20 protein-coding genes are annotated in these 22,739 nt (G+C 71.5%); 11 read left to right on the top strand and 9 right to left on the bottom strand.

The window, feature by feature from the left end; translation table 11 throughout:
* Positions 1-60: 60 nt before the first annotated feature.
* From ACFZDE_RS02010 to ACFZDE_RS01985, 6 genes are all read left to right on the top strand, one after another.
* Complete coding sequence (locus ACFZDE_RS02010) at positions 61-1,125, top strand: substrate-binding domain-containing protein (RefSeq protein WP_391196538.1); 1,065 nt, start codon at positions 61-63, stop codon at positions 1,123-1,125.
* 43 nt (positions 1,126-1,168) lie between these two features.
* Positions 1,169-2,494: an extracellular solute-binding protein gene (locus ACFZDE_RS02005; RefSeq protein WP_391196535.1), complete on the top strand. Its 1,326-nt coding sequence runs from the start codon at positions 1,169-1,171 to the stop codon at positions 2,492-2,494.
* A 2-nt stretch (positions 2,495-2,496) separates the two neighbouring features.
* Positions 2,497-3,420 (top strand): ABC transporter permease subunit, encoded by a 924-nt coding sequence (locus ACFZDE_RS02000; RefSeq protein WP_391196532.1) that lies wholly within the window; start codon positions 2,497-2,499, stop codon positions 3,418-3,420.
* The gene (locus tag ACFZDE_RS01995) at positions 3,417-4,241 is read left to right on the top strand and encodes an ABC transporter permease subunit (RefSeq protein WP_391196530.1); all 825 of its coding nucleotides are present in this window, start codon (positions 3,417-3,419) and stop codon (positions 4,239-4,241) included. The genes ACFZDE_RS02000 and ACFZDE_RS01995 overlap by 4 nt, the downstream gene beginning before the upstream one ends.
* A gap of 88 nt (positions 4,242-4,329) precedes the next feature.
* The gene (locus ACFZDE_RS01990; protein WP_391196527.1) at positions 4,330-6,798 is read left to right on the top strand and encodes a carbohydrate-binding protein; all 2,469 of its coding nucleotides are present in this window, start codon (positions 4,330-4,332) and stop codon (positions 6,796-6,798) included.
* Positions 6,799-7,000: 202 nt separating this feature from the next.
* On the top strand, positions 7,001-8,008 hold the full coding sequence (locus tag ACFZDE_RS01985; RefSeq protein ID WP_391196524.1) for a sporulation protein: 1,008 nt from the start codon (positions 7,001-7,003) through the stop codon (positions 8,006-8,008).
* A 252-nt stretch (positions 8,009-8,260) separates the two neighbouring features.
* Here ACFZDE_RS01985 and ACFZDE_RS01980 read toward each other — a convergent pair whose 3' ends face one another.
* Positions 8,261-9,199: a M48 family metalloprotease gene (locus tag ACFZDE_RS01980; RefSeq protein ID WP_391196522.1), complete on the bottom strand. Its 939-nt coding sequence runs from the start codon at positions 9,197-9,199 to the stop codon at positions 8,261-8,263.
* A 6-nt stretch (positions 9,200-9,205) separates the two neighbouring features.
* Positions 9,206-9,592, bottom strand: a complete 387-nt coding sequence (locus ACFZDE_RS01975) for a BlaI/MecI/CopY family transcriptional regulator (protein WP_390991176.1) — start codon at positions 9,590-9,592, stop codon at positions 9,206-9,208.
* 144 nt (positions 9,593-9,736) lie between these two features.
* Between ACFZDE_RS01975 and ACFZDE_RS01970 the strand changes: the two genes are divergently transcribed.
* From ACFZDE_RS01970 to ACFZDE_RS01960, 3 genes are all read left to right on the top strand, one after another.
* Positions 9,737-10,312 carry a TerD family protein gene (locus tag ACFZDE_RS01970; RefSeq protein WP_390991179.1) on the top strand — a complete coding sequence of 192 codons (576 nt, stop codon included), beginning with the start codon at positions 9,737-9,739 and terminating at the stop codon, positions 10,310-10,312.
* A gap of 79 nt (positions 10,313-10,391) precedes the next feature.
* Positions 10,392-11,057, top strand: a complete 666-nt coding sequence (locus ACFZDE_RS01965) for a hypothetical protein (protein ID WP_391196520.1) — start codon at positions 10,392-10,394, stop codon at positions 11,055-11,057.
* Positions 11,045-11,296: a twin-arginine translocase TatA/TatE family subunit gene (locus ACFZDE_RS01960; protein WP_390991184.1), complete on the top strand. Its 252-nt coding sequence runs from the start codon at positions 11,045-11,047 to the stop codon at positions 11,294-11,296. Before ACFZDE_RS01965 ends, ACFZDE_RS01960 begins: the two co-directional genes overlap by 13 nt.
* 21 nt (positions 11,297-11,317) lie before the next feature.
* Here the strand turns inward: ACFZDE_RS01960 and htpG are convergent, their stop codons facing one another.
* The 4 genes from htpG to ACFZDE_RS01940 form a co-directional block, all read right to left on the bottom strand.
* Positions 11,318-13,216 (bottom strand): molecular chaperone HtpG, encoded by a 1,899-nt coding sequence (gene htpG, locus ACFZDE_RS01955; RefSeq protein WP_391196518.1) that lies wholly within the window; start codon positions 13,214-13,216, stop codon positions 11,318-11,320.
* A gap of 85 nt (positions 13,217-13,301) precedes the next feature.
* The gene (locus ACFZDE_RS01950) at positions 13,302-14,012 is read right to left on the bottom strand and encodes a class F sortase (protein ID WP_391196515.1); all 711 of its coding nucleotides are present in this window, start codon (positions 14,010-14,012) and stop codon (positions 13,302-13,304) included.
* A 1,096-nt stretch (positions 14,013-15,108) separates the two neighbouring features.
* A complete protein-coding gene (locus ACFZDE_RS01945; RefSeq protein ID WP_391196513.1) occupies positions 15,109-15,819 on the bottom strand; it encodes a hypothetical protein in 711 nt (236 codons plus the stop codon).
* Positions 15,820-16,014: 195 nt separating this feature from the next.
* Positions 16,015-16,302, bottom strand: coding sequence for a DUF3040 domain-containing protein (locus ACFZDE_RS01940; protein WP_390991195.1), 288 nt, complete (start codon positions 16,300-16,302; stop codon positions 16,015-16,017).
* A 329-nt stretch (positions 16,303-16,631) separates the two neighbouring features.
* Between ACFZDE_RS01940 and ACFZDE_RS01935 the strand changes: the two genes are divergently transcribed.
* Both ACFZDE_RS01935 and ACFZDE_RS01930 read left to right on the top strand, forming a co-directional pair.
* A complete protein-coding gene (locus tag ACFZDE_RS01935; RefSeq protein ID WP_391196511.1) occupies positions 16,632-17,603 on the top strand; it encodes a histidine kinase in 972 nt (323 codons plus the stop codon).
* Positions 17,600-18,256 carry a response regulator gene (locus ACFZDE_RS01930; protein WP_391196508.1) on the top strand — a complete coding sequence of 219 codons (657 nt, stop codon included), beginning with the start codon at positions 17,600-17,602 and terminating at the stop codon, positions 18,254-18,256. The genes ACFZDE_RS01935 and ACFZDE_RS01930 overlap by 4 nt, the downstream gene beginning before the upstream one ends.
* 30 nt (positions 18,257-18,286) lie before the next feature.
* Here the strand turns inward: ACFZDE_RS01930 and ACFZDE_RS01925 are convergent, their stop codons facing one another.
* The 3 genes from ACFZDE_RS01925 to ACFZDE_RS01915 all read right to left on the bottom strand — a co-directional run bounded on the left by ACFZDE_RS01925 (position 18,287) and on the right by ACFZDE_RS01915 (position 22,561).
* Entirely contained in the window at positions 18,287-19,549 is a 1,263-nt protein-coding gene (locus ACFZDE_RS01925; RefSeq protein ID WP_391196506.1) for a cation:proton antiporter, read from the bottom strand.
* Between the two features lie 259 nt (positions 19,550-19,808).
* Positions 19,809-21,272, bottom strand: a complete 1,464-nt coding sequence (locus ACFZDE_RS01920) for an arabinose isomerase (protein ID WP_391196505.1) — start codon at positions 21,270-21,272, stop codon at positions 19,809-19,811.
* Positions 21,273-21,274: 2 nt separating this feature from the next.
* Complete coding sequence (locus ACFZDE_RS01915; protein ID WP_391196503.1) at positions 21,275-22,561, bottom strand: MFS transporter; 1,287 nt, start codon at positions 22,559-22,561, stop codon at positions 21,275-21,277.
* Between the last annotated feature and the right edge of the window lie 178 nt (positions 22,562-22,739).

Genomic DNA, 22,739 nt, shown 5'->3' with positions numbered 1-22,739 from the left:
CGCGTGAATTCCTCGTTGCGGTCTCTTGACGACCCAAGTGTGACCGGTCACAATCCTGGCATGAATGTGACCGGTCACACAAGCCGCCCGGCGAGCATCAGGGACGTCGCCACGGCCGCCGGGGTCTCCTACCAGACGGTCTCGCGGGTGATCAACGGCCACCCCAGCGTGCGGTCGTCCACCCGGGAGCGCGTGCTGGCCGCCATCGAGGAACTGGGCTTCCGGCGCAACGCCACCGCCCTGGCTCTGGCCAGCGGCCGCACCCGCACGGTGACCGTGCTCACCGCCAACACCACCCACTACGGCTACGCCTCGATCCTCCAGGGCATCGAGGAGTCCGCCCGCGCCGCCTCCTACGCGGTGGGCATCGGTGTGCTGGAATCCGCCGAGGACGCGGCCGTCGCCGCCGAGGTGCAGCGGGCGGCGGACGCCGGCGGCGGAATCGTCGTGATCGCCTACGATCCGGCCGGTGTGCGGGCGCTGGAAGCCGTGCCCGCCCATCTGCCGGTCGTGGGTGTGGTCGAGACCCCGGCGAGCCCGCCCGGCGGCGAGAGCCCCTGGGTGTGGACCGACGACCGCGAGGCCGCCTACCAGGCGACCCGCCATCTGCTCTCCCTGGGCCACGAGACCGTGCACTACGTCGCCATCCCGTCCAGCACCCGTCGCACCAGCGCCCGTACCAGCGGCTGGCGACAGGCGCTGACGGAGGCGGGCGCACCGGAACCCCGCCCGGTGCAGAGCGGCTGGGGTCCGGCGGGCGGTCACGCGGCCGCGCTGGAACTGGCGCGCGACCCGTCCGTCACCGCAGTCCTGTGCGGCAACGACGACCTCGCGCTCGGCGTGCTCCGGGCCCTGCACGAGGCGGGCCGCGCGGTGCCGGGCGAGGTCAGCGTGGCCGGGTTCGACGACGCGCCGCACTCCGCGTTCCTCACCCCGTCCCTGACGACCGTGCGCCTGGACTTCACCGGCCTCGGCCGGTCCGCGTTCGCCCTGCTGCACGGCGTCCTGGAGGAGTCCGCGCCGGTCGCCCCGCATCCCGTGTCCGTGCCGGAACTGGTGGTGCGGGAGAGCTCGGGGCCACCCCCGGCGACCGCTGAACGGCACCGCAGAGCCCCGCAGTTGTGAGTCCCGCTTCCTGAACCGACCCGCCCGCTCGGAAAGGCACGTGATGAACAGAAGAGTTCTCCCCGCCCTGGCGCTGATATGTGCCGCCGGCCTGGCCGCCACCGCGTGCAGTGACCCGACGGCCCAGGACTCCTCCTCGGGCGACGCCGAGCGGACGGCGGTCGACCCGACCGCGCGACTGGACGGCGTGAAACTGACCATGTGGACCGCGCAGAACACGGTCGACGCGCCCAAGCAGGTCATCGACGCCTTCGAGAAGGCCACCGGCGCCGAGGTGGAGACCCAGGCGATCCCGGACCTCTACGAGCAGAACGTGCCGACGAAGCTGGCCTCCGGCGACCGCCCCGACCTGATGTTCTGGCAGCCGTCCATCTCCACGCTGCCGTTCGTCCAGCCGAAGCAGAACCTGCTCACCCTCGACGGCGAGCCGTGGGTCTCCAAGCTCGGTGACACCGAGAAGTCCCTCGGTGTCATCGACGGCAAGCGCTACGCGGCGATCGTCACCAGCCCCGCCATGCTCGGCGTGTACTACAACAAGGACGTCTTCAAGCAGGCCGGGCTGAGCGAAAAAGACTTCCCCAGGTCGTACGACGAGCTGCTGGCGCTCGGCCGCAAGGTCACCGACCAGACCGACGCGGCCGCCTTCTACGAGGCCGGCGGCGACAAGTGGCCGCTCCAGTGGCAGATGCAGGTCCAGCTCACCGACCTGGACCGGCGGTGGTGGGCGGATCTGAACGCGAACAAGAAGAAGTGGACCGACCCGGTCGTCGTCGGCGCGATCAAGAAGTACAAGGAGAAGCTGCTCGACGCCGGGCTCGCCCAGAAGAACTACCGGACCGGCACCTTCACCGGGCAGGCCGACGCCCTCTGGAAGGGCGAGGCCGGCATGGTCCTCAACGTCACCTCCTTCCAGAGCCAGTTGCAGGCCAAGCACTCCACCGCCGAGATCGACCAGAGGATCGGCTGGTTCCCGGTCGCCAACTCCTCGGCCACCGGCCTGTACTCCCCCGACCAGACCAACGGGGTGGTCGCCTTCAAGACCGGTGACGACAAGCGGCAGAACGCCGCCCGGCAGTTCCTCGCCTTCTGGCTCGGTCCGGACTACCCGGACTACATCAAGGCGATGAAGATCCCGTCCGTGCAGCCGTCCGTGCCCACCCCCGGCGGACTGCCCGCGACGTCCAAGGCCCAGGTCGCCGCGCTCCCCCAGGCCATCGGGGTGTTCCAGGCCAAGGCGATCGTCGCCCCGGACACTCACCTCTACCTGGCCGACATGATCTTCGGCAAGAAGAGCCCGCGGCAGGTCGCGCAGGCGATCCAGGACCAGTTCGCGCAGGTGGCCAAGGCCCAGGGCGCGCCCGGGTTCTGACGATGGCGGACACGGTCGTACGTACACGCAGGCAGCCTGCCGCGCCGGGCGCGCCCAAGGGCGTGGGGCGGATACCGCGCGCTGCCGTGCACCACCCCTGGTGGTTCGCGCTGCCCGCGGTCGTCGTCTTCGCGGGCTTCTTCCTGGTACCCAACCTGCTCAACTTCTACTACCCGTTCACCAATTGGTCCTCGTACCACCCGGACATCGCCTTCACGGGCCTGGACAACTTCAAGGCGATCGCCGAGGACGGCTCCCTGCTGCGCGCGATCCGCACCACGCTGGTGTACGCGCTGCTGGCGGCCGTGTTCCAGAACGGGTTCGGGCTGGTGCTGGCACTGCTGCTGGAGGACGACAGCCGCTTCAACCGGTTCTTCCGTGCGGTCTTCTTCCTGCCGGTGCTGATCTCCGCACTCGCCACCGGCTATGTCTTCCGGGCGCTTCTCGACCAGGACGGGGCCGTCAACTCCGTGCTGGGCACGGACGTTCCATGGCTGGGCTCGACGACCTGGACGCTGGTGATCGTCACCCTCATCCACGGCTGGAAGTGGATGGGCCTGTCCATGCTGATCTATCTGGCGGGCCTCAAGGGCATCCCCGGCGACATGCTGGAGGCCGCCCGGATCGACGGCGCCGGACCGTGGCGGACGTTCTGGTCGGTGCGCTGGCCGATGCTCGCGCCGGCCGTCACCTTCAACGTCACCACGGCGCTGATCGGCTCGATGAACACCTTCGACATCGTGCAGGCCACCACCGGCGGCGGGCCCGCGGCCTCCACCGAGGTGTTCAACATCTACATGTTCCGGATCTTCGGGCAGGGCCTGTACGCCCAGGCCTCCGCGATGAGCCTGGTGCTCTTCCTGGTGGTGGTCGCCGTGGCGATCCCGCTGGTCGTGGGGCTCCGGCGAAGGGAGCAGATGCTGTGACCCCGGTCTGGCGTTACGGGCGTCCCGCGCTGGTCCTGCTGCTGGCCGGGCTGGCCGTGGGCGTGCCGCTGTGGCTGGTCGCCGTCACCTCGGCCAAGCCGCAGGCGGAGGCCATCAGGCCCAACCTGGATCCGCCCGGGCACTGGCAGCCCGCCGCCAACTACGCGGACGCCGTCAGCGAGGGCGTGATGCTGCGCGGCTTCCTCAACTCGCTGCTGGTGGTGGTGCCTTCGGTGGTCCTCGTGCTGATCCTGGGCGCGGGCGCCGCCTGGGTCTTCGCGCGCCGGAGGTCACGGCTGGTGTCGGCGGCGTACGCGCTGTGCATCAGCGGGCTGCTGCTGCCGCCGGCCGTCATCACCATCGTGATGGAGCTGCGTCAGCTGGGCCTCGCGAGCACCAGGCCGGGCATGATCGCCGTTTACACCGGCATGTACCTGTCGACGTCGATCTTCTTCATGACCGGCTTCATCCGCGCCATTCCCCTGGAGCTGGAGGAGGCGGCCCGGATGGACGGGGCGACACCCTCCCGGATCTTCTGGCGGATCGTCCTGCCGCTGCTGCGACCGGTCATCGCCACCGCCACGATCATGGTGATGCTCTACGCCTGGAGCGACGTGTTCTACGCGTTCTTCGTCCTTGGCGGCGGCGAGCGGGCGACTCTGCCGCTCAACCTCTACCAGGTCGCCAGCGCCCAGCTCTACCTCGAGAACTGGCATCTCGTCTTCGCGTACGTCGTGGTGATGAGCCTGCCCATGGTCGCCGTGTTCCTCGTCGGCCAGCGAAAGATCGTGTCCGGAATCACCAGTGGAGCCGTCAAATGACCGGAGGTCCAGCAGCGTGATCACCCCCACCCGCACGAGAACCCGCACCAGAACCGCCCTGTTCACCGCACTGCTTGGAGCAGCCGTCATGGCAGCCACCCTTCCCGCGGCCGGCCCCGCGGCAGCCGCGGCCGACCCGCAACGCCTCACCGTCGACCTGGGCGCGTCCGAGGGCCGGGTGATGCTCGGCGCCAACGGCTCCCTCTACGGGCTCAGCGACGACGGGGTGCCCAGCGACGCCGTGCTGGAGCCCCTGAAGATCACCAGCATCTCGCAGAAGCCGGAGGGCGGTGCCCAGCATCCCAACGGCGACGCGCTCACGGTCTCCAGGTCGTTCTTCCGCGCCGGCGGCGGCGAGATCAACGTGATGATGCAGGACATCTACGCGAAGTGGCCGTACGAGGACCTCGGCATCGACGACTACCTGCCCAAGGTCGACAAGATCGTCAACGAGATATCGGCCGACCCGAACAGCGACCGCTTCGTCTACATCCCGTTCAACGAGCCCGACCAGATCTGGTACAAGCTCGGCGTCGAGGACCAGGCCCAGTACGAGAAGAACCGCGACCGCTTCTTCCAGGACTGGAAGACGGTGTACCACCGCATCCGCGCCATCGACCCGGACGCGCGGATCGCCGGCCCGAACGAGGCCGCCTACCATTCGCGCCTGCTCAAGGACTTCCTCACGTTCACCAAGCGGGAGAACGTGCTGCCCCAGGTGATGACCTGGCACGAGCTCGGCTCCGGCTCCCTGCGCGACTTCCAGGCGCACTACGACGACTACCGCGAGCTGGAGCGTGAGGCGGGCATCGCGCCCCTGAAGATCAACATCGACGAGTACGCCAACCGCCGCGACCTGTCCGTGCCGGGGCAACTGGTGCAGTGGGTGTCGATGTTCGAGCGCAACAAGGTGTACGCCAACATGGCGTACTGGGACGCGGCAGGAAACCTCAGCGGCCATGTGGTGCGCTCCAACATCCCCAACGGCGGCTGGTGGCTGTTCCGCTGGTACGCGGGCCTGACCGGGAACACCGTGAAGGTGACGCCGCCGCGGCCGAACACGATCGACACCTTGCAGGGCCTCGCCTCCCTCGACACCTCCCGCCGCCAGGCCCAGGTGCTGCTCGGCGGCGCGGACGGCGACTCGGACGTGGTCGTGCGGCGCGTCCCCCGCGCCGTGTTCGGCCGTACGGTCACGGCGACCGTCGCCGAGGCGGCCTGGTCGGGGTACGAGGGGCAGCACGCGGCGCCGCGGGTCCTGGCGCGCACCAAGGTGAAGGTCGCGGACGACGGTTCGGTGACCGTCCCGCTGCGCGGCCTGCACAAGATGTCGGCGTACCGGATCGTCCTCACCCCCGGCGGCTCGGGCACCCCCTCCGCCGCCTCCGTCCCCTGGTCGGCGTCGTACGAGGCCGAGGACGCGGCCATCACCGACGGCAAGGTCTACACCCAGGGCACCGTGAGCAACGCCAACGGCTACGCGGCCTCCGGCACCAAGGACGTCGGCTCCCTCAACCAGCCCGGCAGCAAGGTCGCGTTCACGGTGAAGGTGCCTCGGGACGGCACCTACGACCTGGCGATCCTGTACGGCAACCAGTCGGGTGGGCCCGCCACGCAGAAACTGCTCGTCGACGGGGCCGAGCCGGTGACGGTCACCTACCCCTCCACGGAGAACTGGACCTACCGCGCCAAGAAGGACGTCGGTGTCCGGCTGACGGCGGGCACGCACGAATTGGTGCTGGCCAAGGGCGACGCCGAGGTGACGCTCGACCGGATCGACCTGACCGCCCGAGGCGGCCCGACCGTCGCCGCGTACGAGGCCACGCTGGCGGACATCAGCGGCAGGCCGTCGTACGACTACTCGTCCTCGGCGGGTGTGGGTACGGGCGCTCTGGTGCTGCGCTCGGGTGACAAGGCCGTCTTCGACGTCTACGCCCCGCGTGACGGCTACTACACGGTGACACCGCGGACTTCGGCCGCGGTGAAGCTCGCGCTGCACGGGGAGACCGTCACGGCGGCGCCGGGACGCCCGCTGCGGCTGTACCTGGTCGCGGGCAACAACCGGGTCGCGATGACGTCCGGCCACTCCGCCGTCCGCTCCCTCGACGTCTCGGGCGACGGCTCGGCCGCGGGCACGCTCTCCTACGAGGGTGCCTCGGCCAAGCTCGCGGGTGGCGCGAAGCTGGTCGACTCGCCACACGCCTCGGCCGGTTCGTACATCGGATGGCTGGGCAACAGCCCGTCCAGCACAGCCGAGTTCACGGTGGACGCGCCCCGGGCGGGGCGCTACCTGCTCGTCGTGCACTACGCCCACAACGACCGGCGGGACAACGGGCACGCCTACAACACCGACATCATGTCCCGTACGGCGGACATCGGGGTCGGGGGCGCCGCGGCGCGGACGGTCACCTTCAAGAACACCTGGGGCTGGGACGACTACTGGACCGTCGGGGTGCCGGTCGAGCTGGTGAAGGGTGCGAACGCGGTGACGTTCGGGAACGCCACGGCCTGGGCGCCGAACATCGACCGGATCGAACTGGGGCGGGTCGTGGGCTGAGCCCCCTGGCAGTGCCGGCGAGTTCTGGTGCCGCAGTCCGCCCGTGGGGGCGGGCTGCGGCACCGTCGCGTCGGAAGGTGGCCCCTTTTCGGCCAACCACGGCGCGCGGGGACTCGCAGCGCGGCATCCCTCCACCCGCACCCCCTATGCTTCTACATGCTTGTAGAGGCCAGCACACGTACATGAAGGAGTGGACGCCACCATGGTGTTCAAACGACTGCTCGGCGCGCTCGGTGTCGGCGGCCCCACGGTCGACACGGTTCTCGAACCCGCTTCCGTCCGGCCCGGCGGCACGCTCACCGGTCAGGTCCATCTCGTGGGCGGCAAGGCCGACTTCGAGATCGAGCACATCGTCCTGGAGCTGGTGGCCCGGGTCGAGGCGGAGCACGAGGGCGGTGAGAGCGAGGGTGTCGTGGCCTTCGACCGGTTCACCGTCGGCGGCGGCTTCCGGCTCGCGGAGGGCGAGCAGCGCAGCGTGCCGTTCAGCGTGGTCCTGCCGTGGGAGACCCCGGTTACCGAACTGCACGGGCAGAGCCTGGGCGTGGTCCTCGGGGTGCGCACCGAGCTGTCGGTGGCCGGCGCGAAGGACAAGGGCGACCTGGACCAGCTGAACGTCGCACCGCTGCCGGTGCAGGAAGCAGTGCTCGAAGCCCTCGGGGGGCTCGGGTTCGGCTTCAAGTCGGCGGACCTCGAGTACGGGCGCATCGGCGGTACGGGCCAGCGGCTGCCCTTCTACCAGGAGATCGAACTCGTCCCCTCACCTTCGTACGCGCAGCGGTTCAACGAGATCGAGCTGACGTTCCTGGCGGACCCTGGCGGCGTGGAGGTCGTGCTGGAGGCGGACAAGCGGGGCGGGTTCATGTCATCGGGCCATGACGTGCTCACCCGGTTCACCGTCTCCCACGACGGGGTGGAGCAGCAGGACTGGCCCGCGATGGTCGACGGCTGGATGCGGCAACTGGCCGAGCACGGCTCGTCCGGCTACGGCGCACCGGTGGGCCACGACTCCCCCGGGCCGTTCGGCTCCGGCCACGGGCACGAGGCCGGTCACCACGAAGGCCGCCGCTCGGGTCCCGGCATGGGCACGGCGGTCGCCGCGGGCGCGGCGGGACTCGCGGTCGGGGTGGTCGGCGGCATGGTCGCTGCCGAAGTCGTCGACGAGGTCGGGGACTTCTTCGAGGGCGACGAGGAGGAGGAGGAGGAGGGCTGAGGCCGGGTGCCTTGGCGGGCTCCGGGGTGGGGGCTTCCGTTGGCTGCCGGGCGCGGCGCCGTCGTGGCTTGTCGCGCAGTTCCCCGCGCCCCTCAGGGCGTGCGGCCGGCGTCGGCTTGGCGCGCAGGTTTCCGTGACCCTGAGGGCGTGCGGCCGGCGTCGGCTTGGCGCGCAGGCCCCCGTTGCCCTCAGGGCGTGCCTCGGCGGGCTCCGGGGTGGGGTGCAGGTTCGGTGAGGGCGTGGCCCAACTGCTCATAGTGGGGTTGCTGCGTGGAGGATGAGGAACATGGTCACTGCGGCGTTTGCTGAGGACATGGCCGAGATGGCTGTTCCCGCCGCCGCGCCCCATGCGGCCAGGCCGACCGCTGTGAAGGCCGGGGGCCAGTCGGGCACGGCGGGGGCCGGGCCCAGCAGCGCCGCGACCCGGCGTGGAACCGGGCCGGGGGCGGCGAGGCCCGCGAGGGTCGGTAGCGGGGCGCTCCGCGAGACGAGTGCGGCCGTGCCGATCGCCCTCGCCACGGTACGGCGGCTGCCGATCGTCCGGGCCGCCTCCTCGTCCGCCCACCGCTCCGCCGTGTACGCCACGGCGGTGCGCAGCGGCCGCAGGAACGGGTTGGCGCGGGCCGCCAGTTGCACGGCGAGCAAATACCGGTCGTGGCGTGCGGCCAGGTGGGCCCGCTCGTGGGCGAACAGGGCCCGCCGCTCGGCCGGCCGGAGCCGGTCCAGCAGGGCCGTCGTCACCACGACCCGACCCCGCACCGCACCGCGCCCCGGCAGCGCGTACGCGTAGGGCTCGGTGTCGGGCAGCACCGCCACCTCCGTCGCCCGCAGCCCGGCCAGAGCCTGGTGTGCCCGGCGGCGCACCCGTGCGTGCCGCCGTACCGTCCGGGCGCAGGCGACCACCACCGCGCACAGCGCGGGAATCGCGGCCTTGCCCACGACCTCGTCATAGGGCACCGCCGCCCGCACCTCGGGGTCGGACCAGCCGTCCGGCAAGGGGTTGCCGGGGAGCTGGGCGGTGCCGACCACCATCACCAGGGCCAGGCACACGGTGCTGCACAGCGCCAGCACCACGGCCAGCACCGTCAGCAGCCGGGTCGCGGTGCGCGGATGCAGATGCTGTTCGGCGAGGCGTGCGACCGGCCAGGCCGTGAGCGGAAGGATCAGTGGCAGAAAGACGAAGACCCCCATGAGGCGTCAGTCTTCCCCTGCACCCTGGGCCTGATCCAGCAGATCGCGCAGCAGCCGCTCCTCGTCGGGGCCGAGGCCCGTGACGAAGCTGGCCAGCACGGCCCCGCGGTCGCTCTCGGCGTCCAGCACCTTGCGCATCTTCCGGGCGGCCAGGCCCGCTTGGTCCGCGTCGGGCGTCCAGGTGAAGGACCGGCCGACGCGCTCGCGGGACACCGCGCCCTTGCCCAGCAGCCGGGTCAGGATGGTGATCACCGTCGTGTACGCGAGGTCACCGCCGAGGCGCTCCTGCACCCAGCCGGCCGTGGCCGGGCCGTCCGCCTCCCGCAGCGCCGACAGCACCAGCGCCTCCAGCTCACCCTGTCCCCGCCGGGGACGCTGCCCGGGACCCGTCACCGCCCTGCCTCCCTCACGTCGCCCTGTGTCGCCCTCACGGCCATCGTATAGATCCGCCGGGCCGACCCCACCCACTTCTACAGTGCTGTAGATTTTAGAATGACACCACACCGCACACGTCAAGCGCTCAAGAAGGAGTACCCCGTGGGAGTTTCCCTGTCCAAGGGCGGCAACGTCTCGCTCAGCAAGGAGGCGCCGGGTCTCACCGCCGTCCTGGTCGGCCTGGGCTGGGACGTGCGCACGACCACCGGCACCGACTACGACCTCGACGCCTCCGCCCTGCTGCTCGACGCCTCCGGCAAGGTCCCCTCCGACCAGCACTTCGTCTTCTACAACAACCTCACGAGCCCGGACGGTTCGGTCGAGCACACCGGCGACAACCTCACCGGTGAGGGCGAGGGCGACGACGAGTCCGTCAAGGTGAACCTCGCCGCGGTCCCCGCCGAGATCGACAAGATCGTGTTCCCGGTGTCCATCCACGACGCCGAGAACCGCGGCCAGAGCTTCGGCCAGGTCCGCAACGCCTTCATCCGGGTCGTCAACCAGGCGGGCGGCCAGGAGATCGCCCGCTACGACCTGTCCGAGGACGCCTCCACCGAGACCGCGATGGTCTTCGGCGAGCTCTACCGGCACGGCACCGAGTGGAAGTTCCGCGCTGTCGGCCAGGGTTACGCCTCGGGTCTGGCCGGCATCGCCGCCGACTTCGGCGTCAACGTCTGACTCGGACCGACCGCGCCGCCGGGCCCGACCGCGTGCGGCCGGGCCCGGCGGCCGCCCCAGCAACCGACCGGGAGACCAGGTGACCGACCCGTCCCTCCTCCGCCCCGACGACCGCGCGGACTTCGAAGCCGTACTGCACCACGCGCTGGGCACCGCGGACATCCGTGCCGCCCTGGGCGCCGACCCGACCGGCCGGGCGGCGGCGCACCTGCGCGCCCACGCACTCGCCCACGCCGACGACATCACGGCGGCGGCCGAGCGACCGTACCGCTCCTACCTGGCCGTGCGCAGGGCCGCCCGGCAGGAGGCGCGGGGCCTGCACGGCGCGGGCAGCCTGCCGGCGGCCCTCGCGGTGCTCACCCCGCTCGTGGCGGGCACATCCGCCGCGGCGCTGCTCCTGATCGGCGGTCTGCTCAGCGTCGCCGGCGCCCCCGGACCACTGCCCGGGTCTCTCGTCGCGGCCGGCTGGACCATGGCGCTCGTGGCGGCGCTGACCGGCCTCGGCACACTGGCCGCCGTGCTGCACACCGCCCTGCGCCGACGCGACGTGCCCCCGGCCGCCGACCAGGTGGAACACGCCCGGCTGGTCTGGCGGCAGGAACTGCTCGACCGCGGGATGCTGCCGCACCTGCGCCGGCACCTCGGACCGCATCCCGGGACGGAGATCACAGTCTGCTCCCCGCCCGATACGCTCACGCCGTGCCCGGCCCGGGCGAGAGAGGACAGGACACCATGTTCGGACTGAGCGAGCTCGCGATCATTCTCATCGTCGTCATAGTCGTCATCGGGATCAAGAAGCTCCCCGAGCTGACCCGCTCGGCCGGCAAGGCGGCCCGCATCCTGAAGGCCGAGGCCCGGGCGGCGAAGGACGAGGAGGCCGGGACGGCCCCCGCGCCGCGCGTGGTCCAGGGCGAGGTCGTCCCGCCGGACACCGGCACGACCCCGCCCGGCGCTCGCCCGGCGGGCACCCCGGACCACACCTGAGTTCCCTGATCCTTCCGCTGGCTACAGCGTGCGCTCCAGGCGGCCCGCCACCAGCCTGACGAAGCGCGCCGGGTCCTTGGGCTGGCCGCCTTCGGCGAGCACCGCCAGGGTGTGCAGCAGCTCCGCGGACTCGGCGAGTTCCGTGCGGTCCTCGCTCGCCTCGTACGCCTGGTGCAGGCTCTTCACCAGCGCGTGGCCGGGGTTGAGCTCCAGGATCCGCTTGGTGCGCGGCACCTCCTGACCCATCGCCCGGTACATGTTCTCCAGGGCCGGGGTCAGGTCGTGCGCGTCCGAGACGACACAGGCCGGGGAGACCGTGAGGCGCGTGGAGAGGCGGACCTCCTTGATGTCCTCGTCGAGCTGTTCCCGCATCCAGCCGAGCAGCCCGGCGTACTCCTCGGCCTGCTTCTCCCGCTCCTCGCCGGCCTTCTCCTCGTTCTCCGCGTCGAGGTCGACCTCGCCCTTGGCGACGGACCGCAGCCTCTTGCCCTCGTACGTGCCGACGGCGTCGACCCAGACCTCGTCGACGGCGTCGGTGAGGAGCAGGACCTCGATGTCCTTGGCCCGGAACGCCTCCATGTGCGGGGAGTTCTCGATCGCCTGCCGGGACTCGCCGGTGATGAACCAGATGTCGTCCTGGCCGTCCTTCATCCGCTCCACGTACTGCGCGAGCGTGGTCGGCTCGTCGGCGGAGTGCGTGGTCGCGAACGAGGAGACGGCGAGGATGGCGTCGCGGTTCTCGGAGTCGGTGACCAGGCCCTCCTTCAGGGCGGTTCCGAACTCCCGCCAGAACGTCGCGTAGCGCTCGGCGTCCTTGGTCCTGATCTCCTTGACCGTGGACAGCACCTTCTTGGTCAGCCGGCGCTGCATCATCCGGATGTGCCGGTCCTGCTGGAGGATCTCGCGGGAGACATTGAGCGAGAGGTCCTGGGCGTCGACGACGCCCTTGACGAAGCGGAGGTAGGGCGGCAGCAGCTCCTCGCAGTCGTCCATGATGAACACGCGCTTGACGTACAGCTGGACGCCGCGCTTGAAGTCCCGCGTGAACATGTCGTGCGGGGCGTGCGAGGGGACGAAGAGCAGCGCCTGGTACTCGAAGGTGCCCTCGGCCTGGAGGCGGATCGTCTCCAGGGGCTCGCGCCAGTCGTGGCTGATGTGCTTGTACAGCTCGTGGTACTCGTCGTCGGACACCTCGTCGCGCGAGCGCGCCCACAGGGCCTTCATGGAGTTCAGCGTCTCGGGCGCGGGCGCTTCCTCCCCGTCCTTGGCCTCCGGGACCATCCGGATCGGCCAGGTGATGAAGTCCGAGTAGCGCTTGACGATCTCCCGGATCGTCCACTCGGAGGTGTAGTCGTGCAGCTGGTTCTCGGGGTCGGCCGGCTTGAGGTGCAGCGTCACGGACGTGCCCTGCGGCGCGTCGTCGACCCGCTCCAGGGTGTACGTCGCCTCGCCGCGCGACGTCCAGCGGGTGCCCTGGCCCTCCCCGGCGCGGCGGGTCACCAGCGTCACCTCGTCCGCCGCCATGAAGCCGGAGTAGAAGCCGACCCCGAACCGGCCGATCAGCCCCTCGGCCCCGGCCGCGTCCTTGGCCTCCTTCAGCTCCTCCAGGAACGCGGCCGTCCCCGAGTTGGCGATGGTGCCGATGAGCTTGCCGACCTCGTCGTACGACATCCCGATGCCGTTGTCCCGCACGGTGAGGGTGCGGGCCTCCTTGTCGACGTCGAGTTCGATGTGCAGGTCCGACACATCGGCGTCGAGGGAGTCGTCCCGCAGCTTCTCCAGACGCAGCTTGTCGAGCGCGTCGGAGGCGTTGGAGACGAGCTCCCTCAGGAAGACATCCTTGTTCGAGTAGACCGAGTGGATCATCAGCTGGAGCAGCTGACGCGCCTCTACCTGGAACTCAAACGTTTCGGTCGTCATGGTTAGCGAATCCTCACAGGTCCCACAGTCGCCTGAACTGGTGCTGTCACTGTAAAACACCAAGTCAGGCCGTGGCCCCGGGACATCAGACGAGGTGGGCGAAGACGACCAGGTTCTCGGTGTAGTCGCGGGCCTTGCGGTCGTAGGAGCCGGAGCAGGTGATGAGCCGGACCTGGGCCTTGGGGGTGTCGCCGTAGACGCGATCGCTGGGGAAGTCGTCCTTCTCGAACGACTCCGAGGCGTCGACGGCGAACGTCGCCTTGCTGCCGTCGGCCCGCACGACCTGGAAGCGGTCCCCCTTCTTCAGCGCGTTGAGCCCGGCGAACACGGCCGGGGCGGTCGCGGTGTCGACGTGCCCGGCGATGATCGCGGTACCGGGCTCCCCGGGCGTGTGGCCCTTTGCGTACCACCCGACCAGGTTGGTGTCGTCCGCCGGCGGTGGCTCCAGCTGCCCGAAGTCGTTGATGGCGAGAGCGGTGAAGGGCGCGTCGACCGAGATCTTGGGGATGAGCAGCCGCACCGGCCGGGACCGCGGCAGATGCGGGCCGGACGCGCCGGGCCGGTGGGGCACGGCGGACGGGGAGGGTGTGTCGGGCAGGTCGGGGACGGCCGAGGCGGCGGCCACGGCGGGCGGCGCGTGCGGCGGGCCGGCGTCCGGAGACCCGTCGCGGCCGCCGACCAGGTTCACGGTCAGCACGAGGGCGGCCACCACCCAGAGCACCGTGACGACGCGGCGCAGCCGTCGCTTCTCCGGGGCGGGGGCGAGGTCGGGAAGAACGGGGGGACTGGCTGCCATCAAGGACCACCTCATTCAGGCACGGCAGCGGGCACGGCACACGGGACCGGGGTTTGACGGGTGTCGACGGAGGGAGGAGCGACGTGGCGCTCGGCAGATGCTTCGGCGGGCCGGCCGCCACGTCGCCGCGATTCCCGGGCGCCGGGAGTCGCGAGGCCGGCCTCCACGGAGGAAGAACCGATGCCCGGCACGAGGCCGACTTTCGCGAGGCCGAACCCCGCGGAGCGAGGAGCGGCGCCCGGCACCTGCTCCACACGAGCCTGGCCTCACGTCCCCGCGATTCCCGGCGGGCCGACCGTCGCAAGGCCGGTCCCCGCGGAGCAAGGAGCGGCGCCCGGGCCGTGCTCCGCCAGGCCGGGCGCCACGAGGCCGACCTCCGCGAAGCGCGGAGCGGTGCTCGGTACGTGTTCCGGCCGGGCTTGGGTGGCGGGCACGCGGAGATCCGCGAGGAGAGCGGCACTCGGCACATGCTTCCGTCGGGGTGACGGTGATCGTGGAGGAAGAGCGGCGCTCGGCACGTGGTCCCGCCGGGCCGAACGTCACGCTCCCGCGATTCCCGGCGAGCCGGGCACCACGAGGCCGTCCCTCCGCCGAGGAAGGAGCCACGCTCCGCGATCCGGCCGACCGGGCATCGCGTCCCTGCGATTCCTGGCGGGCCGGGCGTCACGAGGCCGGCCTCCACGGAGGAAGAGGCGGCGCTCGGCACGTGGTCCGGACGACCGGGCATCGCGAGGCGGCGGAGATCCGCGTCGGTGGGCGCGCACTCGGCACGTGTTCCCACGGGCCCGGCGCCACGAAACCCTGACCGTCCGCCGAAAGGCCCTGGGACGTGTCCGCCGAGTCCCGTCGTCCGCACGGTGGGCGGGTTCGTGCGTCCTACGTGTGCCTCGGGGCCGGGCGCAGCCGTTACGGGCGCGAGCACGGGCCGGGCCGGGCCGCCGCGGCGCGGGGAGCGCGTACGGCGGCCACGGCCGCCAGGGTCTGTCGTTTGAATCAGGTCCGGCATGAGTGACTGTGCCTGTCGGCCGACCCCGAGCGGTGCCACGCCTCGCGACGCCGACATGATCCAAACGGCAGGCCCCAGGTCAGGCACCGCTCACGCGGCGCCCTGCGAGGCCCGCTGGCGACGCAGTGCGAACAGCCCGGTGCCGGCCACCGCCAGCACCGCCAGACCACCGGCGGTCACGCCCGGGGCGGAGGCCAGGCCGCCGCCGCCGGTGTGCATCCCGCCGCGCGGCTTCTCGTGCTTGCCCTCCCAGGAGCCCTTGTCGTGCTTGCCCCCCTCTTCCTTGCCGCCCCAGTCGCCCTTCTCGCCGGAGCCGTTCTCCTCCTTGCCGCCCCAGTCGCCCTCGTCGTCCTTGTAGGTGTCCGGGTCGTACTTGGAGCCCTCCCAGTCGTCCGAGTTCACGGAGGCCAGGGCCCCGCCGCCGGTGTGCATCCCGCCGTGCGGCTTGTCGTGCTTGCCCTCCCAGGAGCCCTTGTCGTGCTTGCCCTCCCAGCTCTTCTCCTGCCCGTCGTCCTTGCTCTGCTCCTCGTGCTTGCCCTCTTCGTCGCCCTTGCCGCCCCAGTCGCCCTTGTCCTTCTCGGAGGAGTCCTCGTGGTCCGCGGTCACCGCGGCCAGCGCTCCGCCACCCGTGTGCATCCCGCCGTGGGGCTTGTGGTGCTTGCCGTCCTTGTCGTGCTCCTTGCTGTAGGAAGTGGTGTCGTGGTCCGCGTCGCCCATCGAGTCGGCGTAGGCGGCGGGTGCGGCGATCGCGAGAGCGGCCGTGGCGGTGGCCGTCGCGAGCATCATGCGGGCAGAGCGCATCGGTGAGTCCTTTCGTCGCGAGCCGGGCAGCTGACGCCTCGCCAGCTCACGAGACCCGGCCTCGACGTGAACCACCGTCAGCCGAGCCGGGCCGTCCCACCATCCAGGGCGAGCACACGGGTTAAGACGACACCCTGACGGCGGCACACCCCGGCCGTCCGGTCGTCTCCGCGGGCTCCCCGCCGACCGCCCGCGTCAGCGCCTCCCGAACCCTCGGTGCGTCGTGCGGGCCGGGTCCGGATCGACCATCTGCGCCGCCATGCCGACGAGGACGAGCCCGCCCGCGATGAGCAGCCCGTGAGCCACGGCGATGCCGGTGCCGAGCACGACGACACCGAGGGCCAGCCCCCACCAGGCACCGGTGCGCCGGTACTCGCGGGGCCGGGCCGGACGCCCGGTTCTCATGGCCCGGGTGAAGCGGGGGTCCTCCCGCTCGAGTCGTGCTTCGATATCGACCAGACGCTGATCTTCGGACTGGGGCACGGCTTCTCCTTCCCGGAACCCGAGCGCTTCGAGGCAGGGCACGGCCGAGGCCATGACAAGTCCTGGGATGTCGGGCCCGCTGCGCGGGGAGACAAGTACCTTGGCGCGGCGGTACGCCCGGCCGCTGCTGCCTCACCAGGGCTTCAGCTTCTCCCCCCTCCAGCGGCTTCCACCATCGGGCCCCACCCTCATCCTTCCCGGTGGCCGACCCCCATGAACGCCGCTCCGGCAGGCGGGTGTTCGGACCGAGGATGGGTGCTGTCACGGATGGTGGACCGGCCCGGGAGCGTCCACGCTGGAGGTGGACGGTCTCGAGGAGGCGGTACGCGGTGCCCTTGTTCTGGCGGATCTTCCTGCTGAACGCCCTCGTGCTCATCGCGGCCACCGCCCTGCTGCTGGGCCCGGTGACGGTGTCGACGCCGGTCCTGCTCACCGAGGCCGCGGTGCTGACGGTGGGCCTCGCCGCGATGCTCGTGGCGAACGCCCTGCTGCTGCGGGTCGGTCTCGCCCCGCTCCAGCGCCTGACGCGCGCCATGACGACCATCGACCTGCTGCGTCCGGGGCAGCGCCCGGCGGTCGGCGGGCAGGGGGAGGTCGCCGAGCTGATCACCACCTTCAACACCATGGTCGACCGCCTGGAGGAGGAGCGGGCCACCAGCAGCGCCCGGGTGCTGTCCGCCCAGGAGGCCGAGCGGCGCCGTATCGCGCAGGAGCTGCACGATGAGGTCGGCCAGACCCTCACCGCCGTCCTGCTCGAACTCAAGCGCGTGGCCGGGCAGGCGCCGCCCGCGCTGCGGGAGGAGCTGCGGCAGGTGCAGGAGACCACCCGAGCCGGTCTGGACGAGGTCCGCCGGATCGCCCGCCGGCTGCGCCCCGGCGTGCTGGACGAACTCGGTCTGGCCAGTGCGCTGAAGTCGCTCGCCACCGACTTCGGTGGGCCGGGTCTGTCCGTGCGCCACCGGCTCGACGCGGATCTGCCGCCGCTCGGCCGGGAGGCCGAGCTCGTCCTCTACCGGGTCGCCCAGGAAGGGCTGACCAACGTGGCCCGGCACGCGCGGGCCAGAAACGCCGAGATCGTGCTGCGGCGTACCGGCACGGGCGTGGAGCTGTGTGTGCGCGACGACGGGCAGGGCGCCGGTGACGCGCCGGAGGGAGCCGGCATCCGGGGCATGCGTGAGCGGGCGCTGCTCGTCGGCGCCGCTCTCGTCCTGGGCCCCGGCCCGGGCGGTGGCACCGAGGTCCGCCTCACCGTCCCCGTCCCCACCCCCGTACACGATCCCGACCGGAACGGCCGCTCATGACCCACTCCCCCACCCGCATCCTGCTCGCCGACGACCACGCCCTGGTGCGGCGCGGCGTCCGGCTCATCCTGGACGCCGAGCCCGACCTCACCGTGGTCGCCGAGGCGGACGACGGCGCCGAGGCCGTCACCCGGGCCCGGGAGCACCGGCCCGACCTGGCCGTCCTCGACATCGCCATGCCGCGTCTGACGGGGCTCCAGGCCGCCCGGGAGCTGTCCCGGACCTGCCCGGAGACCCGGATCCTGATCCTGACCATGTACGACAACGAGCAGTACTTCTTCGAGGCGCTCGGCGCCGGTGCCTCGGGCTACGTCCTCAAGTCGGTCGCGGACCGCGACCTGGTCGAGGCGTGCCGGGCCACGATGCGGGGCGAGCCGTTCCTGTACCCCGGTGCCGTCGACGCGCTGATCCGCGACCACCTCGACCGGGTCCGGGACGGTGGCACGGGGCCCGCCCGGACCCTCACCGACCGCGAGGAGGAGATCCTCAAGCTCGTCGCCGAGGGCCACACCTCGCAGCAGATCGCGGAGCTGCTGGTCATCAGCCACAAGACGGTGGAGCGGCACCGGGCGAACGTGCTCCAGAAGCTCGGTCTGAAGGACCGTCTGGAGCTGACCCGCTATGCCATCCGCGTCGGGCTGATCGAGCCCTGAGCTGCCCCGTGGGTGGCCGCCGCCCGCTGCCTACCGTTCGGCCTCGGCGGGCTCACGGCTGGGCGTCGTGCCCTCGGGCTCGGGTTCGAGTCCGGGCGCCGGGGCCGTGCGGTGGCGGGGCAGGATGTCCTGGCCGGCCCGGAGCGCGCGGGCGAGCAGGTGGGCGCGTCCGGCGGCGATGGGTCCGAGGACCGCGAGGACGAGGACGTACCCGGCGATGAACGGGGCGAGTCGGGCGTCGAGTCCGGCGCTGGCGGCCATGGCGGCCAGGATCAGTGCGAACTCGCCGCGGGCCACGAGGGTGGTGGCGATCTCGGCGGCGGGCTCGATGCCGTAGTGGTAGGTCCGGGCGACGAGGAGGCCGGCGAGGATGTTCATGACGAGGGTCAGCGCGGCCGCCGCGGTGACGGGCCCGAGGACGGACACGATGTCGCCGGGGTCGATGGAGAGGCCGAAGGCGAAGAAGAAGATGGCCGCGAAGGCGTCGCGCAGCGGGTGCACCAGGTCCCGGATGCGCGGGCCGGAGGGGGTGCCGGCCAGGATCAGGCCGACCATGAACGCGCCGATGGCGTCGGCCACTCCGAGGACCTCGGCGACTCCCGCCACCAGGACGGCCGCGCCGAGGAAGCTGATGACGAGCAGTTCGTTGTCGCGGGTCGCGATGAGCCGCCCGACCAGTTTGGTGCCGTAGCGGGCCGCCGCGGCCAGCAGCAGCAGGAAGCCGAAGGCCTTGACGCCCTGCAGAATCATGTCGCCGACGCCCTGGGCGCCGCTGATGACGGGCTGGAGGGCGGCCAGGTACAGCGCGAGGAAGATGTCCTCGACCACGATGACGCCCAGGATGAGGCGGGTCTCCGGGCGGCCGATGCGGCCGAGGTCGATGAGGATCTTGGTGACGATGGCGGACGAGGAGATGCCGAGGACACCTGCGAGGACCAGCGCTTCCCGGACACCCCAGCCCAGCGCGAAGCCGAATCCCAGGCCCGCGCCGACGTTGAGCAGCAGGTAGATCCCGCCCGCTGTCAGCAGTCGCCGGCCTCCGCTCCTGAGGTCGTCGAGGTGGAACTCCAGGCCGAGGTAGAACAGCAGCAGCACCAGTCCGAGTGCGGAGAGCATCTCGAAGTCGTGTGCGTCCTGGACGATGACCAGGCCCGGGGTGTGGGGGCCGAGCAGGATGCCCGCGAGCATGAACAGCGGGATCGTGGGGAGGCCGATTCTGCCGCCGAGGCGGGCGAGGAAGGCGGCGGCCAGGAAGGCTCCGCCCATGGCGAGAAGACTGTCAGCGTGTCCCACGGATCACCACCCTCGTGGACGCGCAGGCGGATCGTTTCACCAAGCGGGGATGGATAGGGGCTCCTCCTCCAGGGGGGTGACGAGCGACGTCGCGCGCCTCTCGGCGCGTCCCCGGGGCCGCGGCCATGACAATCGGCGCGGCGGCCGGGATGCTGCCAGCCTCACACGGGCCCCGCGCCGAGGACCATCGGTGTCCGCACCCACATCAGGGCGGGGACGACACCCATCCTCGGCGGCGGGGGCCCGTCAACGGCGGCCGTCACACCTGCCGGTGGTCGATGCCCAGCAGGCTCGCGGCCGCCCGGAAGCCGGCCGTGTGGTGTCCGACCGCGAGGGACCAGTGGTGGCCGACGCCCGTGGCGCTCCAGTCGTCGACCCATTCTCCGGGGTCACGGCCGAAGTCGACCCGGCTGGTGGTGTTGCCGATCTCCAGCAGCGGTCCCGGTACGACGGTGCCCTCGGAGGTGACGAAGGACAGCCTGCCATCGGCGTCCTGGCCGAGGCCGAGCAGGGTGACGGGGCCGTGCCGGACGTCGAGCTCGACGCTCACGCCCCAGCCGCGCTTGCCGTGGTACACGCCGAGGCCGCGCAGCAGTGGGTCACGGGCGGCGAGGGCGAGATGCGCGGGCCCGTCGTGGCCCATCTCCACGACGCCGTCCTCGAAGTCGAGGGCCTGGATCTCGGTGAAGGAGCCTCCGGCTCCGATGCTCTGGGAGGCCAGCTGGGCGACGGACGTGCGCAGTTCGTACTCGCCGGCCGCGGGCACGCCCCGGGCGGTCAGCAGGGAGGCGCCGAGGATCATGCCCGCGGCGAGTCGCTCGTGCAGTTCGCCGTCGAGGCCGCGGTGGTAGTAGGCGAGGCTGTCCAGGCCGAAGTCCGCGACCAGCCGGTCCAGGGCGACGGACACGGTCGCGCCCCAGGCGAAGTCCTCCTCCACCACGCTGTCGTCGAGGGTGAACACCTGCCGGGCGAGCGCCATCCGCTGCCGGGTCTCGGCCTGTGTCACCTGTTCCACGCGGTGGCGCAGGTCGTCGAACTCCAGGACCTCCACATGCGAGCCGAACGTCGTGGCGAGCAGGGTCGGGTCGGTCTGCACGTCGAGCATGCCGGGGTAGACGTGCCCCATGAGGCCGTGCCGGGCGTGCCGGAGCGCGGCCCGGATGTGGGCGGCCCGGATCCACTGCTCGATGCGCCGCCAGGCGGACTCCTGGTGGAGCCAGCCCGAGACCGAGCGGAAGGGGATGCCGGCGCGGCGGAAGACGTTGCCCACTTCGGGGACGGAGCACTGGGCGCAGTAGGCCAGCCAGTCGCCGGTGCCGAAGGTCGCGTGGTCCATCCGCTGCGACGGCTGGAGGTCGACGACCAGGACCGGGGTGTGTGAGCGCTGCGCGATCGGCAGCACCATCGAGGAGGTGAGGTACGTGGTGAGGAACAGCACGATCAGATCGCAGTCGGCCCTGCGCAACTCCTCGGCGGCGCGGGCGCCTTCCCGGGCGTCGGAGACGAACCCGGCGTCGGTCACCTCCGCGTCCATCTCCCGGAACCGGCCCGCGACATGGGCCGCCGATTCCCTCAGCCGCGGGAGCAGGCCGGGAAACTGGGGCCAGTACGTGCCGAGTCCGCCCGCGACCAGTCCGATCCGGGTGCGGCGCCGGGTGGCCGGGGGGAGCAGATCGTGCGCGGCTCCGGTCCGTACGGCCCTGCGGTCGGCGGAGGTTGCCATGGTCAGTGCTCCTTGTCGGGGACGCCGGCGGGCCAGGTGCTGGGGACGCGCGGGTCCGCCGCGTCCGCCGCGGGGTGCGCGGATCGGGGGACGAGGACGCGGATGATGAACACGCCCGCGAGCGCCGCCGCGGTCATGCAGGCGGTGATCGTCCACAGCAGGACGGACGGGCTGTGGTCGGCCAGGGCCGGGGTGAAGAACGCCGCGACGGCGAAGACGCCCCGGGACAGGGCGTAGGTCAGGCCCTGGGTGGTGGCGCGGGTGTCGGCGGGCAGCGTGAGCTGCGACCACACCTTGTAGTTGGTCTCCCCGGCGAAGGGGTGGGAGAGCTGGTAGAGCACGAAGAAGACGAGCATCCCGGCGAGCGCGCCGGCGGTCAGGGACGCGATGACGAAGGCGAGGATCTGCACCACCGCGGCCACGTGGAAGAGCCGGTCGCGCCAGGGGCTGTCGGCGACCCGCACGAAGGCGAAGGTGAGCAGCACGCCGACGGGGATGAAGGCCAGGTTGATGCCGGTGGCGAGGCTCTGTGAGGCGTCGCTGACGGTGACGAGCAAATACGTGCCGAACTGGCCGAAGGTGTTGGCGCCGAGGCCCCAGGTCACGTAGAAGACGAAGGTCGCGGCCATCGGCAGCAGGGCCGCGCGGGTCCACACGCTCTTCAGGGGGACGCTCTCCGGGGCGGTCCCGGGGCCCGGCTCCGCGAGCGCGTCGGGCAGTTTCAGCCGGGATCTCAGGGCCCAGGTGACCAGCGCGGCGACGGCGAGCTGGCCGGTGATGAGCCGGGCTCCGGTCATTCCCGTGGTGGACAGGACGAAGCCGAGGAAGATGGCGACGGCGATGCCCAGCATCCACATCACCTGCGTGAACGCCACCAGTCTGCCCCGGGCCCAGGCGGGCGCGGCGTCCGACACCACGGCCAGTGAGGTCGGCAGGTCGGCGCCGGCCGCGAGCCCGGCGATGAGGACGCCGACGAGCAGGGTGATGTCGTCCGGCGCGAGGGTGATGACGAGGGCGCCGAGCGCGAAGCAGAAGATGTCCCAGTTGTAGACGCGGCGGCGGCCGAAGAGGTCGGCGAGCCGTCCCCCGACGAGGGATCCGACGGCGATGCAGCCGGTGACGATCGCGCTGATCGCCCCGGCCATCCACACGCCCATGTCGTAACTGTCGCGGTAGATGGCCAGGTTGACGGAGATGCTCACGATCAGCCCGGCGTCGAGGTAGGAGGCCATGCCCGAGAGGGCGGCGGCCTTCCAGAGCGGTGGGGGGATGGGGCGGGTACCGGCCATGATGCGACTCCGTCGTCTGGTGACATCGCGGTTCCGGGGGCCTGGTCGCAGTGAATATAGGGCGGGAAAAACGTTGCAACAAGGTGTTGTGCACGCATGGCTGACAAGGCGTCGGTGGCTGCCGGCCCGTTCTCGTGTCTGGCGGGACCGGTCCAGGTCGCCTACGGTGAAGGTGGTC

Source organism: Streptomyces sp. NPDC007929 (assembly GCF_042959065.1).
In the GTDB taxonomy this organism is placed as follows: domain Bacteria; phylum Actinomycetota; class Actinomycetes; order Streptomycetales; family Streptomycetaceae; genus Streptomyces.
Note: the sequence above shows the minus strand (reverse complement) of the source record. Positions and strands in the feature narration are given on the sequence as shown.

Excerpts from the sequence above, each read along its gene's own strand:
- htpG (WP_391196518.1), bottom strand. The coding sequence starts at position 13,216 with ATGACGACCGAAACGTTTGAGTTCCAGGTAGAGGCGCGTCAGCTGCTC.
- ACFZDE_RS01920 (WP_391196505.1), bottom strand. The coding sequence starts at position 21,272 with ATGGCAACCTCCGCCGACCGCAGGGCCGTACGGACCGGAGCCGCGCAC.
- ACFZDE_RS01945 (WP_391196513.1), bottom strand. The coding sequence starts at position 15,819 with ATGCGCTCTGCCCGCATGATGCTCGCGACGGCCACCGCCACGGCCGCT.
- ACFZDE_RS01985 (WP_391196524.1), top strand. The coding sequence starts at position 7,001 with ATGGTGTTCAAACGACTGCTCGGCGCGCTCGGTGTCGGCGGCCCCACG.
- ACFZDE_RS01950 (WP_391196515.1), bottom strand. The coding sequence starts at position 14,012 with ATGGCAGCCAGTCCCCCCGTTCTTCCCGACCTCGCCCCCGCCCCGGAG.
- ACFZDE_RS01915 (WP_391196503.1), bottom strand. The coding sequence starts at position 22,561 with ATGGCCGGTACCCGCCCCATCCCCCCACCGCTCTGGAAGGCCGCCGCC.
- ACFZDE_RS02005 (WP_391196535.1), top strand. The coding sequence starts at position 1,169 with ATGAACAGAAGAGTTCTCCCCGCCCTGGCGCTGATATGTGCCGCCGGC.
- ACFZDE_RS02000 (WP_391196532.1), top strand. The coding sequence starts at position 2,497 with ATGGCGGACACGGTCGTACGTACACGCAGGCAGCCTGCCGCGCCGGGC.
- ACFZDE_RS01980 (WP_391196522.1), bottom strand. The coding sequence starts at position 9,199 with ATGGGGGTCTTCGTCTTTCTGCCACTGATCCTTCCGCTCACGGCCTGG.
- ACFZDE_RS01990 (WP_391196527.1), top strand. The coding sequence starts at position 4,330 with ATGGCAGCCACCCTTCCCGCGGCCGGCCCCGCGGCAGCCGCGGCCGAC.
- ACFZDE_RS01960 (WP_390991184.1), top strand. The coding sequence starts at position 11,045 with ATGTTCGGACTGAGCGAGCTCGCGATCATTCTCATCGTCGTCATAGTC.
- ACFZDE_RS02010 (WP_391196538.1), top strand. The coding sequence starts at position 61 with ATGAATGTGACCGGTCACACAAGCCGCCCGGCGAGCATCAGGGACGTC.
- ACFZDE_RS01930 (WP_391196508.1), top strand. The coding sequence starts at position 17,600 with ATGACCCACTCCCCCACCCGCATCCTGCTCGCCGACGACCACGCCCTG.